Source organism: Actinobaculum massiliense (assembly GCF_001457435.1).
In the GTDB taxonomy this organism is placed as follows: Bacteria; Actinomycetota; Actinomycetes; order Actinomycetales; family Actinomycetaceae; genus Actinobaculum; species Actinobaculum massiliense.
Window position 1 is genome coordinate 901,837 of the sequence record NZ_LN881717.1, and the last position, 14,562, is coordinate 916,398.

11 protein-coding genes are annotated in these 14,562 nt (G+C 57.0%); 3 read left to right on the forward strand and 8 right to left on the reverse strand.

The window, feature by feature from the left end:
- Positions 1–9: 9 nt before the first annotated feature.
- From BN2664_RS05825 to BN2664_RS05855, 7 genes are all read right to left on the reverse strand, one after another.
- A complete protein-coding gene (locus BN2664_RS05825) occupies positions 10–1,005 on the reverse strand; it encodes a tripartite tricarboxylate transporter substrate binding protein (RefSeq protein ID WP_007001132.1) in 996 nt (331 codons plus the stop codon).
- Between the two features lie 50 nt (positions 1,006–1,055).
- Positions 1,056–2,744 carry a tripartite tricarboxylate transporter permease gene (locus BN2664_RS05830; protein WP_007001131.1) on the reverse strand — a complete coding sequence of 563 codons (1,689 nt, stop codon included), beginning with the start codon at positions 2,742–2,744 and terminating at the stop codon, positions 1,056–1,058.
- A gap of 8 nt (positions 2,745–2,752) precedes the next feature.
- Positions 2,753–3,268 carry a tripartite tricarboxylate transporter TctB family protein gene (locus BN2664_RS05835; protein ID WP_162137567.1) on the reverse strand — a complete coding sequence of 172 codons (516 nt, stop codon included), beginning with the start codon at positions 3,266–3,268 and terminating at the stop codon, positions 2,753–2,755.
- Between the two features lie 336 nt (positions 3,269–3,604).
- Entirely contained in the window at positions 3,605–4,585 is a 981-nt protein-coding gene (locus tag BN2664_RS05840; RefSeq protein ID WP_007001129.1) for a 4-hydroxythreonine-4-phosphate dehydrogenase PdxA, read from the reverse strand.
- Positions 4,586–4,660: 75 nt separating this feature from the next.
- Positions 4,661–5,578, reverse strand: a complete 918-nt coding sequence (locus BN2664_RS05845) for a sugar phosphate isomerase/epimerase family protein (RefSeq protein WP_007001128.1) — start codon at positions 5,576–5,578, stop codon at positions 4,661–4,663.
- A gap of 115 nt (positions 5,579–5,693) precedes the next feature.
- The gene (locus tag BN2664_RS05850) at positions 5,694–6,398 is read right to left on the reverse strand and encodes a GntR family transcriptional regulator (protein ID WP_007001127.1); all 705 of its coding nucleotides are present in this window, start codon (positions 6,396–6,398) and stop codon (positions 5,694–5,696) included.
- A gap of 136 nt (positions 6,399–6,534) precedes the next feature.
- Complete coding sequence (locus BN2664_RS05855) at positions 6,535–7,245, reverse strand: sugar O-acetyltransferase (protein WP_007001126.1); 711 nt, start codon at positions 7,243–7,245, stop codon at positions 6,535–6,537.
- A 52-nt stretch (positions 7,246–7,297) separates the two neighbouring features.
- Between BN2664_RS05855 and BN2664_RS05860 the strand changes: the two genes are divergently transcribed.
- On the forward strand, positions 7,298–8,278 hold the full coding sequence (locus BN2664_RS05860; protein ID WP_007001125.1) for an aldose 1-epimerase family protein: 981 nt from the start codon (positions 7,298–7,300) through the stop codon (positions 8,276–8,278).
- A gap of 94 nt (positions 8,279–8,372) precedes the next feature.
- On the opposite strand, the gene BN2664_RS05865 is transcribed toward BN2664_RS05860, so the two are convergent.
- The gene (locus BN2664_RS05865) at positions 8,373–9,581 is read right to left on the reverse strand and encodes an ROK family transcriptional regulator (protein ID WP_007001124.1); all 1,209 of its coding nucleotides are present in this window, start codon (positions 9,579–9,581) and stop codon (positions 8,373–8,375) included.
- Positions 9,582–9,752: 171 nt separating this feature from the next.
- On the opposite strand from BN2664_RS05865, the gene xylB reads away from it, so the two are divergent.
- Positions 9,753–11,162, forward strand: coding sequence for a xylulokinase (xylB, locus tag BN2664_RS05870; protein WP_007001123.1), 1,410 nt, complete (start codon positions 9,753–9,755; stop codon positions 11,160–11,162).
- A 184-nt stretch (positions 11,163–11,346) separates the two neighbouring features.
- A complete protein-coding gene (gene adhE, locus BN2664_RS05875) occupies positions 11,347–14,544 on the forward strand; it encodes a bifunctional acetaldehyde-CoA/alcohol dehydrogenase (protein WP_058120646.1) in 3,198 nt (1,065 codons plus the stop codon).
- Positions 14,545–14,562: the final 18 nt, after the last annotated feature.

Here is a 14,562-nt window from a genome sequence, read left to right on the forward strand (position 1 = left end):
GCCTATTTACTACTTGGAAACTTCCTTACCGAGTCCAGCGGCAAGATCCTTTTCGTACTGCTCTAGGTAGCTCGAGAAGTCATCTCCGAAAAGCGGGTCAACCTGCATGTAGTTAGAGGACATGTACTCCTTGAATGCATCGGTCTCGATGTACTTCTTCGAGGCATCAATCCAATACTGACGCGCCTCATCGCTGATCTCACCAGGGGCGAAGATACCGCGGAACTGCGAGAATGTAACATTCACGCCTTGTTCAACCGAAGTCTCAATATCAGATACCTCGGGATACTCAAGCCGCTCCGCCGATAGAACGCACAGCGCCTTCAGATTCCCAGCCTCGAGCTGACCAGCAACCTCTGACGGGTTAGACAAGCCCGCATCGATGTGCCCACCGAGTAGCGCGGTGATAACCTCGCCACCGGACTCATACGGAACGCGGTTGAACGTGACTCCCTGATCCTTCTCGATCAGGCCAAATTGAATTGCATCATTGCCTGTCACGCCCCCTGAAACGCCGACCTGAACGTCCGAGCGGGACTTTGCTTCAGTCACTACGTCCATGCACGAGCTGTACTTCGATTCCTTCGGAACAATCATGACGGAAGGATCCTGGCCGACCTTCATGATCGGGGTGAAGGTACGCCAGCTAAACGGAACATCCTCGGTAATAGCGAGATTGATAAGTGCGGTTTCTGAGGCGACCAGCCGACTGGAATCACCCTTGCTGGACACGAAAGATCCATATCCTACAGCCCCGCCGCCGCCCGCCTTATTCTCCACGCTAATCGTCGTTCCGGTGATGGGTTCCAGACCGGAGGCAACGGCGCGGCCGAACATATCTGATCCACCGCCAGGACCCATGGGAACCATCATTGTAATTTTATCGCCGGGGTAAAAATTTCCGTCGGCATCGACGTTACCCTTGTTTCCTCCGTTACAGCCGCTGAGGGCCAAACCGGCCGCCAAAACCGATCCTGCAATTGCGACCAATTTATTGCGCTTCATAACATCTCCTTTGATGATTTTGAGCTGAATATTTTTGTTTTGCCGGCACGCTATTCGCGCCGAGATTCACCCACACCCTGGCCGTCAGGCTCCGAACGTGGATTATTCACTGTCGTTTTATCTGAGGCATCACTTTCGCGAGCCTGCTCCGCCAAAACCAACTGTGGCTCGTCGGCGTTCTCCACCACCGCGGAACTACCATCCTCGTCAGAAGAAGTCCGTAGTTCTTCGGAAGTAGCCATAATGTTCTCTTCCACATGCTCCTTGCCGCGCGCCGTGAACCGGCGAACCAGCCGGGGAACCAACATAAGTGCGGCGGTGGCAAGCAGAATTACCACAGCGATTGGGGATCGGATAATTACCGTGAGGTCTCCGAAAGCGAAAGCCGAAGTCTGCACCAAATAACGCTCGAACATCGGGCCGAGCACGAGCCCCAGGATGAGCGGCGCCGTCGGATAATTGAACTTCTTGACGAAGAAGCCAGCCACCCCAGCGATGAAAACAACCGTCAGAGCGAAGACGTCATTCGCGACCGCATAAGCCCCAATAACACTGAAGAACAGGATGATGGGGTAGAGGTACGAGTAGTTCAGGCGAAGGACCTGCGCAAAAACCGGCGCCAGCGGCAGATTAAGGCAGAGAAGAATCACGTTGCCGATGAAGAAAGAGGTGAGCAAGCCCCACACGAGCGACGGTTGGTTTTCGAAAAGCAACGGCCCCGGCTGAATCCCATACATCACGAATGCACCCAGGAGCACGGCCGTGGTTGAACCACCCGGCACACCTAGCGTCAGCGTTGGAATAAAGTTCGCATTCGCCGCCGCATTATTAGCTGATTCCGCAGCGGCAACACCTTCAATCGCTCCCTTTCCGAAATTCTTCCGGTTCTTGGAGATCTGACTCTCGGCCGAATATGAAACCAGGGATCCGAGAGTAGAGCCCGCACCGGGCAAGCATCCCAGCAAGAACCCGAAGATAGTTCCGCGCCCGATGGCTGGCAGTGACTGCTTGACGTCCTTGCCGCGAATGACCGTATCCTTCATTCGAACTCGAATTGGCTTCACATTGCCCTGTCCGATCTGGCTCACGACTTCACCAATCGCGAAGACGCCAATCATCACGACCACAAAGTCGATTCCGGCAAGCAAGTCAATACTCCCGAAGGTAAACCGCGAACTGGCGAAGCCCGCAGACATGCCCACCGTCGATAGGAATATTCCCAGACCTGCCATAATCAAGCCTCGGGCGAGATTCTGACCAGCAAACGAGATAATCGTGAGTAGACCCATGATCATTATTGCCAGCATTTCCACTGGCCCGAATGTCACAGTGAGAGCGGCGATCGGCGTCGCGATCAAGCAGAGAATAAGGAGCGAAACGATCGCAGCGATAAACGATCCGATCGCAGCAATTGCAAGTGCTTTTCCAGCCTGTCCCTTCCTCGCCAGTGCATATCCATCGACTACCGTTGCCACCGCATTAGCATCTCCGGGAGTGGCAATGAGAACCGCGGCTATTGTTCCGCCGTACTGGCAACCGTAGTAAATACCAGCCAGCATAATGAGCGCAGTCACCGGTTCCATCGTGAGCGTTAGCGGAATCATGATCGCCACGCCCGTCGTCGCTCCAAGTCCCGGCAACATTCCGATAACGGTTCCGAGCAGAACACCAATAAAGCACCACAATAAATTGTCTGGTGTGAATGAGGTTGCAAAACCTATCGCAAGATTTTCTAGCATCTGAACTCCTAAATCAGACCCAGAGTGCCGCTAGGAAGCGGAACATTCAGGAGGACGATAAATACCACGTAGCCCATCAAGAAAACACAACCCGCCTCGAGCAAGCCCTGCCACCATTTCTTACGTTCCACGAACGTCACTAGCACAAAGACCATGACGACGAGCGACAACAACAACCCGATGAATCGGGTGAGCACAACCGCCGCGAGAAGTACGCCAAAAACGGCAAGTACCGCACCCGTGCGAGTTTGGGACTCGCTACCATCCTCCGCGTCGAGCACATCCTGCTCGCCATCAGCTTTAGCCTCACCCACAGGATGGGCCTTTTTTTCTTCCTTGTAGCTCTTCCACATATCCCACAAGGTGGCAAGGACGATCACTCCTCCTGCAAGTCCAGGAACCAGACCTGGCCCAACCTCGCCATTCTCCTCAAAGAATCCGTATCCGAATGCCATAACAAACACGCAAATGCCGATTCCGAGAAGAACAAAATGGGCTATCCACTGCCCTGGATCGCGCTTCACCACGCTTTTTTCGAGCGCTGGCTGTTCAGCTTTCTTTGGCTGGACAGCCTGACTCTTCGAACTTTGCATAAAAGCCCCCATACGCTTCATTGCGTAACGTTTTTACCAGCGGAAAGCCACTGTTAATTACCTGCTTCATCCATATGCGCCACCGAGAAAATGCGGTGCGATGAGTTTTTGATAAGCGAGTGGCCTCTTCGCCCTCACTTCCAAGGTGACCACGCTGGCACCTTCTTCCGAATCGACCGTTCTGGCCGAGCGGGAGGTTGGTAGCCTCGCTCGTACAGGCTCAGCACGTAGCAGGCTACCTATCCCCGACAACTCTTAGTGCCTTATTCACGCCTCCATATTCTGTTTTCCGAGTCCCACACCAATATCAAAAGCACGTTGTGAAGGTCCAAGAGACGCCTTGTTCTGGCCCACAATCTCATATGCCGTACCATGCGCCGGCGTACACAACGGCACCGGCAAACCGCCCTGCACCGTCACGCCCTGATCAAATCCCATCGTCTTCAATGCAATCTGACCCTGATCGTGATACATCGTCACGACGCCGTCATACCCACCGTTCTTCGCACGCATAAACATCGTGTCCGGCGGGAATGGACCACTAACATCAATATCTTCGTACTGAGCGAGGCGCACGCCAGGTTCAATATGGTCAATTTCTTCTCGCCCGAACTGTCCATTCTCCCCACCGTGGGGGTTCAAAGCACACACTCCAATGCGCGGCTTCTCAACGCCAATACCCTTAATCGTCTCGTTGAGGAGCACAATCGCGTCATAAACACCCTTGGCACTAATCCGGGCCGCAACATCCTTGATGCCGATATGAGAAGTCACTCGAGACGTCGTCAACCCCGGAATGAAATTCAACTCGGAAGTAAAGCCGTGGTAATCCAACTCCTTGGCAAACCACCGCAACTCATCTTCCTCATCCATCCCCGCATCATGCAACGCAGTCTTATTCAACGGAGTGAAGAGAATTGCGTTTGTCTTCCCTTCCTTGTATAGCCGTATGGCCTTGAGAAGATCTGCCTTTACACGCTGACCGCCCGCCAACGACGGCACGCCGCGCTCAACCACCTGATCGGGAAGATCAGAATCAATTAGGCGAACCTCCCCCGGCACACACTCCTTGCTATACGGGAAAGAAACCCCCGCCTCCTGCGAGTACCGCTCAACCTCAGCCTTGCTAGCTATCAGCTGGATATTCGCCTTTTGCCGATTCTCTTCCTTCGCGCACAACTTCACGGCAAGCTCGGGACCAATACCCGAAAGATCACCCAAGGTAACAGTCAAATTTGGAACAGCCATTGTTCGCCCTTTCTAAAAAACATCTAAAGCGCACTCGCTATACCGAGATGAATCACGACCACGAAATTTCCCCACTTATCTCAATGCTGACGAAAGCACCTCCCGAATGTAGTCACGATTCATCGCGCCGACGCCTAGCCAGTCAGATCCGTAATGCTCCACCTGGAAGACCCCCGAATACCCGAGACGAACTGCCTCACGAATCACCGTTCGGTAGTTGATGATTCCGAATTTCAGGGGGATCGGTGCGGACATGTAGGAGCCGGTAGCCGGATCCTCATCGCGCAAGTAGTTCTTGATATGCCAGAAGTTTGAATAAGGAAGTACCCGCGAATACATTTCCTCTCCCCTGGGCATCGGGCGATGCAACCGCACCAAATTCCCGATATCAGGATTCAAACCAACGTTTGCCCTATCCACGTCCTCGACGAAGTGGACCGCTTCGTCGGGTGTGCCAATGAACGTGTCTTCATACATTTCAAGGCTCAGAGAGACACCCAGTGATGCGCCATGATCCGCCAACTCACGAACTCGTTCAATGGCTAGACCACGCAACTCCGGATCATCGACATGCCCTGGCTCCAACCAGAACCACAGTGCCTTCTCTTGCGCCGGAGTAAGCGCCTGCATGAACCCAATATCCACAATTTCCGCGCCCAATTCCGCAGCACGCTCAATGGTTCGGTGAACGAAATCAAGATTCCTCTCACCATTTTCAACATCCACAATCGACCGACGACCAATGGAAATAGCGGGACATTCCAGATCCATTTCCTGTGCAAGATTCTTGAACTCAGCGAATCGCGTCTCGGACAGATTTGCTAGCTCGATCCAATCATCAATTGGATCATAGGCAGTGAAACCTAAATCTACGATCTGCTGAAAGCATTCTCGCCACTCAGAAATATCTGCATCGTTCATCTTAACCCCATCGTGGGTTCGATTCCCGAAGTTCATTTTCGCGGCAATAGGCCAATTCTCTGCCGTATACATTAATACTCCTTCGCGCGCCATTGCGGAATGAGTCCATAATATATCCTATACGATTTATCGCAAGGGTTTTTCTAATTACGACTCTTTTAAATCGGAAAGACCTACTGCCGCGCTCTTATCGACCGGAGAGCGACCGTTCGAGAACTTTCCCAAGGTGCGCAGAGAGCGCCTCGACGACGGCGCCTTCATCCTTCTCCTGATATGCCCTCACGATCTCGGCGTGCTCGCGCAAAGCATCGGGCCCATCCGAACTTCCCGTCCCCAACGTTTGCCGCATCCGATGCACCTGGAAAGAAAGTGCATCAACTGAAGAGCGCAAATATGGATTACCGGAATGACGAAGAATTACTTCATGAAAAGTCCAATCGGCCTCGAAATAGGAACGAAGCTGACTAAGTTCAAAGGGCCCTTCTGAAGCCTCAAGAAAACTCACGGCGGCCTGCTGTTTCTGTAGCGCTTCGCGTAATTCCGGGACCAATAACTCTCGGCATTCAAAAGCTTTCCGGGCGGCCGCGGTCTCAAGCAGAATCCGCACCTCTACCAGATCCTCCATCTGCTTACTAGTTAGAGGAGCGGCGGCACGATAGCCCCGGCGCGCAGCACGCTCAACCAGCCCAGTTTTCTCCAGTTCAACCAATGCCTCTCGAATAGGGGTCTGCGAAACCTCGAACTCCCTGGCTAGTTGGTCGATGGTAAGGGGATCGCCCGGGCTGTACATTCCGCCCAGAAGCCGGTCGAGAATTTGCACATAGACATCATCCCGTAAAGCCGAGCGTTTGCCGGGCTTTCTTGTTGGTAGTTCTTTGGCAAACAGGTCCATCTTTACCGCGTTCTCTGGAAAAGTTTCTTTAGAAGGATTTTACCGACTGAACGCGCACGCGCTCGGGACCGATATCAGCCGGCGGGCGTAGTTCCTGAACGCCTGAACGCGTACGCCACCCAATGCAGCTACGCTGTTATCTCACATTCCATTGAAGTAGGCTCCGATCCAACCCCGGCACCGGTCCCATAGCGTCCTCATAGTCGGCAATATCGGTCAGAGCCTTTTCGTAGTCGGCGTCGTCAAAGTAACGCAGCACGCGGGCGGGTACGCCTACCACGATTGCGTTGGCCGGGACGTCGCGCATAACAACCGCTCCCGCACCAACGATCGAGTTCTCACCAATCTGCACGCCCGGCCCAATGGTCGCACTGGCTCCGATCCAGGCTCCGTCACCGACGGTAATTGGCAAGCCGTACTCGAGCCCCGAATTGCGCGTGAGTGGATGGATGGGGTGCGACGCCGTCGTGAACGTGACGTTCGGTCCCACGAGCACTTGGTTACCGAGCCGAATTGGGGCGACGTCCAGGAAAGTCGCTCCCGAGTTCACGAAGCAGTTTTCGCCAATGAGCACGTTCGCGCCATAGTCGCAAGAAACCGGCGGAACAATCGTCGCCGAAGCCGGAAAATTCCCGAAAAGCTTCTCTGCCACCGCGTGTATGTCGGCGTTGCGATGAGAGGCCATCGCATTCATTTTTTCCTGGTACGGCAAATGCTCCTCGCGGACCGCATTAAGATACGGGTCATTCGCAACGTACAGCTTGCCGCTTGTCATTCGCTTCCACGTTTCGGAGGGCGTTGCGCCGTCCACGATCGGATTCACTTGATCTTCGTGCTCACTTGCCATACCTGCAATAATCTCATACCAGGAACGCAACGACGCAATCGGGAGAGCATTTATGAGTAGCGAGCACGTACCCACCGCCGGAACCTCCGCGACCATTTCCGCCGCGGGTTACCAGGCCAAAGTTTTTAGCGTGGGCGCCACCCTGCACAGTCTCACTTTTCAGGGCGCGGACCTCGTCTCATCCTGGGACCCCACCTCCCCGCGCCCGGCTTTTCAGGGAGCGGTGCTCGTCCCCTGGCCCAACCGTCTGGCGGGCGGAAAATACGAGTTCGACGACGAGGTCTACCAGGCCGCAATTAATGAGCCGGAACTAAACAACGCGCTCCACGGTTTAGCGTGCTGGCTCGATTGGGAGCTTTCCGACGTCGCCGCCGACGACGCCCCACCCGTAACAGAAAGCGATTCGGACGGGCGGGCCAGCATGGTTTGGCGAACCCGTATCCCGGCCCAACCGGGATACCCCAGCGCCTTGGCCGTTGAAACCCGCTACGAGCTCGGGGAGAACGGCCTTCTGTGGACGGTGACGACGACGAATATCGGGACTCGACCAGCCCCTTACGGAACGGGAATCCATCCGTATCTTTGCGCTCCCGAAGGAATCGCGGACGATTGGCAGCTGGAACTACCCGCAACCGAAGTGATTGAGGCGAGCACGGATCAGATGTTGCCGGTTGCCTCGCACGGCATCGACTCGTGGAATGACGGCGAATTTGATTACCGCAACCCGCGCCTCATCGGGAGCGCCAAAGTCGATCACGCCTTTACGGGACTGCGGGCTGGAAAGGACGGCTTTGCCCACGCGCGAATCACCGACGGTTCAGGCCGGGGCGCGGAGCTGATCTGGGACCCGCAAACTTTGCCGTGGGTCCAGGTATTTACGGCCGATATTGGAAAACCTCCTTTCCCGGACCGCACGGGTATCGCCATCGAACCGATGACTTGCCCCGCCAATGCATTTAATTCCGGAACCGGCCTGCTCCGCCTCGAGCCCGGGGAGAGCCACCAGGCCTGGTGGCGTATCGCGGCGATTTAGATCCTGTGTCCGCGGTTGCTTTAGGCCACGGGTGTAGGCGCATAAAAGCCTGCCGCGCGGCCACCTAGCCGAAGGAAAAGTCCGAGGTAAGGGCCTAGTCAAAAGAAATAGGTATTCCGCGCTCGTTCCAGATCTCGGGATTCGCGAAAATCCTTGCGAAACCGGCGAGGCACGCGCCCCGCGCGGAGGCCGAATCACCGTATGTTGACGTCGTGACCTCGACGTTCTCCCAACGCCGCCCGAGTACTCTGTACTCGATTTCGGCATTCATAATTACCTCAAGGCGGTCGTAGAGCCGGCCAAAGTTACCGCCGAGCACCACAAGTTCAAGGTCGAGCAAATTCAGAACATTCGCGATAGCGGTTCCCAGCGCCGTTGCACAGGCGTCAATTGAAGCCCGAGCACCGGAATCTCCCGCATCAAAAAGCTCCGCGATTCTTTCGAGCGGAATATCGAGACGGTAACCCGCATTGCGGATAATTGAATCGGCGCCGGCATACTGCTCCAAGCAACCGTTTGAGCCGCACCGGCACTTTGGCCCCGAACGATCCACACACATATGCCCAATCTCGCCGGCCCAGCCGTGGTCGCCGGCAAAGAGCTGACCATCGAAAACAATGGCGGCGCCAACCCCGACCTCCGCAGAAATGTAGAGGAAATTATCGACTCCTGCTCGCGCTCCCGGATCATCGTAAAGAACCGAATATGCCGCGGCATCAGCTTCATTCATCACCCGGAAACGCGCAGGGTCAAAATCGGGGAAATCGAAATAAGGTAATGCGTCGACATTCGACCACCCGAGGTTAGGCGCGGTGATAATCGTGTGCGAGTCTGCGGATATAAGGCCAGGGACGCAGAGCACCGTCTCCAGGAGGTTCGAATACATCGGCAATTCGCCCGCAGCTTTGGCGACTAATTCACCCACCCGGGAAAGGACTTTTTTTGGATCCGATCGCCGCGAATCCATGCGAATGATTTCCTCTCCCAGGGCTGCCCCCGTCACGTCGAGGGCGTAGATCGCGACGTATTCGAGGTTTATTTCCGCCGCCAAAATTACGTGTTGATACTCGCGCGCCACCAGTGGCGCGGCCGGCCTTCCCACCGCGGGGCGCACGGGATCTAACTCGTCGATAAGCCTCGCGTTAATGAGCTCGTCCACCAGGCGGGAAACAGTAGCGCGGGTGAGCCCTGTCTGCGTGGCAAGTTTCGCCCGCGATGGCCCCTCTTTTGCCCCCAAAATCGCACCGAGGACCAAACTCAGATTTTCTTGCCGAATCGAGGTGGAATTTTTCCCAGCCTTCATAGCAACTCGTCCCTCCCTCGACTTCACCATCACTGTTAGGCTCGCCGTGCGATCACCCTAAAGAGCGCACTTTGCATGATCATAAAACATAAACCTACAGCGTTGAAAATCTCGGCCAAAGGCATTAGTTTTACTTAAGAACAAACACGTCGGGCACAAAGGAGCGCCTCAATGTCACTCGTCGCCGGTATCGATTCGTCTACCCAGTCAACCAAAATCGTCATTATCGATTCAGCCACTGGAAACATTGTCCGCGCGGGGCGCGCCAAGCATCCCGCCGGCACTGAGATCCACCCCAACGAGTGGTTCCGCGCCTTTGAGCAAGCTGCCGAAGAAGCCGGCGGCCTGGAGGACGTCGTCGCACTCGCCGTCGGCGGACAACAGCACGGAATGGTGCTCCTTGACGAATCCGGAGAAATGATCCGCCCCGCACAACTGTGGAACGACACCAAATCCGCGGGCGCAGCACGCGAGCTCACCGAAGAACTGGGCCCCGAATTCTGGGCCACCGCTACCGGTTCGGTGCCCGTCGCCTCCCTCACCGTCACGAAATTGCGCTGGATTGCGGATAATGAGCCGGAAAACGCCGCGCGCATTGCCGCAGTCTGTCTCCCCCACGACTGGCTGACGTGGAAGATCTCCGGATCGCGCGATATTCGCGATCTCGCCACCGACCGCTCGGACGCCTCGGGTACCGGATACGTCGACTGCACCGACGACTCTTACCGCTACGACATTATTTCCCACGCACTGCGGATCTCCGAGGAGGCTGCGCGCGCAATTGTTTTCCCACGGATTGCAAAGCCGTACGAAGCAGTGGGCCGCGCGGATTCCCGCTGGGGCGGGGGACTTCTGGGGCCCGGCGCCGGGGATAACGCCGGAGCCGCCCTCGGTTTGAACCTCCAGCCCGGTCAAGCCTCCATTTCGATCGGCACCTCCGGCGTCGTCGCGGCAATTTCTGATCACCCCATCCAGGATGCCGTTTCCGGAGTGACGGGCTTTTCGGATGCGAACGGACAGTGGCTACCGCTTGCCTGCACCCTCAACGGCTCTCTGATTCAGGACTATTTCTGCCGCATCCTCGGGGTGGACTTTGCCGAACTGGCAGAGCTGGCCCAAAAGGCCGAACCCGGCGCGGGCGGAATGACGCTTGTACCCTATTTCAGTGGGGAACGCACCCCAAACCTTCCCGACGCTACGGCCAGTATTTCCGGGATGACGCCCGCCGCCATGACGCGCGGGAATTTCGCGCGCCTCGCGTACGAGGGTCTGGCCTGCCTCATGCGCGGGGCATTGGAGGCGCTCCGCGCTGGCGGAATCGATATTGATCGTGCCATGGTTATCGGAGGAGCCACGAAATCTGGTGCACTGAGTCAAATCCTGGCAGATGTCCTGGAGACCCCTCTGGACATACCTCAGCCGGGCGAATACGTTGCCAAAGGCGCCGCGCGCCAAGCGGCCTTGGTGGCGGGGCTCGCCGTCGACGCCGAAGGATGGGAGCCGGAAATCGTCAAAAGCGTCGCTCCGGGAGAGGCCAATCCGGCCTGGGAACGCTACCGCGAAATCGCCAAAAAATTGTAAATTCGGCCCTCAGTTTACGACATCTAAAACCGCGAGTTTTCGCCCGAAAGTCCCCTTAATTATCGGCATTAGTGAGCGCTTGGCCACGAAATAAACTAATCCCGATTAAGTTATTTTGGCCTCATATAATCTCCAAGTCATGAGCGGTGGTAAAGACATAAACCACCCATGATGAGGGGTATCGATGACTAATCAGCCAAACACCCAAGTTAGAACGCACGAGGTTCCGTCGGTCGATCTACTCGCCGAACGCGCCCAAACGGCATTGCATGAATTCTCTCCGTTCAACCAGCAGTCGATCAATAAGATCGTCCACGCCATGGCACTGGCGGGCGTTGAGAACCACATGCACCTGGCGCGCCTCGCGGTAGAGGAAACCGGACGCGGCCTTTTCGAAGACAAGTGCATCAAGAATCTGTTCTCCACCGAGTACGTGTGGAACTCCATCAAGTACGACCGCACCGTTGGCGTCATTAAAGAAGACACCCAGCGCGGCATTACCGAAATTGCGGAGCCGGTCGGCGTCGTCGCCGGCGTTACCCCGGTAACCAACCCCACCTCCACGGTGATGTTCAAGTCGCTCATCTCGATTATGACGCGCAACCCCATCGTGTTCGCCTTCCACCCCAGCGCGCAGGAATCTTCCGCGGCCGCCGCAAAAATCATGTACGACGCCGCCGTTGCCGCCGGTGCACCCGAGCACTGCATTCAGTGGATTGAGGAACCGTCCATGGAGAAAACCTCCGCGCTCCTGAACCACCCGCTCATTTCTCTCACCCTGGCCACCGGCGGAGCCGGAATGGTGAAGTCCGCGTACTCCACCGGCAAGCCGGCCCTCGGCGTCGGCCCCGGAAACGTGCCGGTCTACATCGAAAAGACGGCCAAGATCGAGCGCACCGTCAACGACCTGCTGCTTTCGAAGACTTTCGACAACGGCATGATTTGCGCCTCGGAACAGGCGCTCTTGATCGACGACGTGATTGCCGACGAGGTAATCGCAGAGTTCGAGCGCATGGGCGCGCACGTCATTACCGACGCCGAACGCCCCAAGCTCGAGGCTTATATGGTCAATGAAAAGGGCGGAATTGTCTCCACGCTGGTGGGGCAAAGCGCCATGTCGATTGCCAAGGGCGCCGGCCTGGATCTGCCCGAAGGAACCAAGTTGCTGCTCGTCCCAATTGAGGGGGTTGGCCCCGATCACCCGTTCTCGCAGGAAAAGCTCTGCCCGGTGCTCGGATTCATGCGCGTCTCCGGTAAGGAAGAAGGCTTCCTGCGGGCGCGCGACATGCTGAACTTCGGCGGGCTCGGCCACACCGCGGTAATCCACACCTCGGACAAGCTCATTGAGCGCGAGTTCGGGCTTTCCATGAATGCCTGCCGCATTATCGTCAATTCGCCGTCGGCCATTGGCGGCATTGGCGACGTCTACAACGGCCTCATTCCCTCGCTCACGCTCGGATGCGGCTCCTACGGACGCAACTCCGTCTCGCATAACGTGTCCGCCATCGACCTAATCAATATTAAGAGCTCTGCCGAAAGGCGTAACAATATGCAGTGGTTCAAGGTACCACCCAAGACGTACTTCGAGCGCTTCTCGGTGCAGTATCTGCAGAAGATGCCCGCGGTCGAGCGCGTTTTTATCGTGACCGACCCGGGAATGGTCAAGCACGGCTACGTGGACGTGCTCATTCAGCACCTCAAGCAGCGCAAGAACGACATTTCGTGGACCATTTTCTCCGATGTAGAGCCCAACCCCACCTCTAATACGGTTTTCACGGGCACCAAGCAGATGGAGGACTTCAAGCCGGACTGCATTATTGCCCTCGGCGGCGGTTCGCCCATGGACGCGGCCAAGGTGATGTGGCTCTTCTACGAAGATTCCGAGGCTTCTTACTTCGGCATGAAGCAGAAGTTTATGGATATTCGTAAGAGAACTTATCGTTTCCCGAAGCTGGGCGCGAAGGCCCGGTTCGTGGCGATCCCGACGACGTCCGGTACCGGTTCGGAGTGCACACCGTTCGCGGTGATTACCGATTCCGAGACTCACGTGAAGTACCCGCTGGCCGATTACGCGATCACCCCGGACGTGGCAATTGTGGACGCCCAGTTCGTCGATTCGGTGCCTACCCGCACCGCGGTTGATTCCGGCCTGGACGCGCTGACCCATAGCATCGAGTCCTACATCTCCACCATGGCCTCCGATTACACCCGCGGCCTTTCGGTTCGCGCCGCGCAGCTCATTTTCGAGAACTTGCGCGCCGCGGTGCTCGACGGCGATCTGGACGCGAAGGAAAAGATGCACAACGCCTCGGCAATGGCGGGTATGGCATTCGCCAATGCGTTCCTGGGAATTGTGCACTCGCTTTCGCACAAGTGCGGGGCTGAGTTCAATCTGGCGCACGGCCGCACCAACGCGATCTTCCTCCCGCACGTGATTCGCTACAACGCCACCCGGCCCTACAAGCACGCCATGTTCCCGAAGTACGAATCCTTCCGGGCAGATAAGGACCTGGCCGATTTCGCTCGCTACATGGGCTTCCCCGCCTCCACTACCGAGGAAGGCGTGGAATCCATGATTCGCGAGGTCACCAAGTTGGCTGAAGACCTGGGCGTGAAGATGTCGCTGAAGGAAAATGGGGTGACCCGTGAACACCTGGATCGCACCATTGACGGCCTGGCATACCTCGCCTTTGAGGATCAGTGCACGCCCGCCAACCCGGTGCAGCCGCTGGTTTCCGATCTCAAGCGCCTGATTTTGGATGCCTACGAGGGCGAACTCGGTTACTGCGAGAAGAACCTGGAGCCGAGCGCCTGGGAGGCCAACCTGGCGGCAGGTGACGCGATGCGCGGGGTTTCCGAGCCGGACCGCGCGGTGCTCGACGCCGCTGGCCATCCGCTTGACGTACACGCCGAGGCCGCCGAGCGCCCCTCGGAGATTATCGGCATTGCCGCGGCGCAGGCCGCAGTGGGCGCGCCCGGGGATCACAAGCATGTTCCTTCCGGCCTGCCGGTGGTGCTCTCGGCTGAGCTCAACGACACCGCGGTAGATCCGCAACACGCCAATCACGACCGCAGCGAGACCGGTGAAGGCGAGCTCAGCGAGGACTACAGCGAGGATTACCGCGAAGAGCGGGCCCGCGAGCGCGGCCGCGAGGAACTTCCCACCGAACCGCTTCCGAATGTCGATTCGGCGCCGCGCGGCCGGGTGCCGGCGGATTATCGCGATAATCACCCCGACGAGCACGGTCTGATCTCGGGCACCGCGGCTGAGGATGCGCCCGAGGGTGGCGTCCACGCCGGCGAGGCGCCGGAGGTCGAGACTTCCGCGCCGGCCAAGAAGCCCGCGCGGAAGAACTCAAAAAAGTCAGCCGACGCTGAGTAAATCCGAGCGCTCATAAGG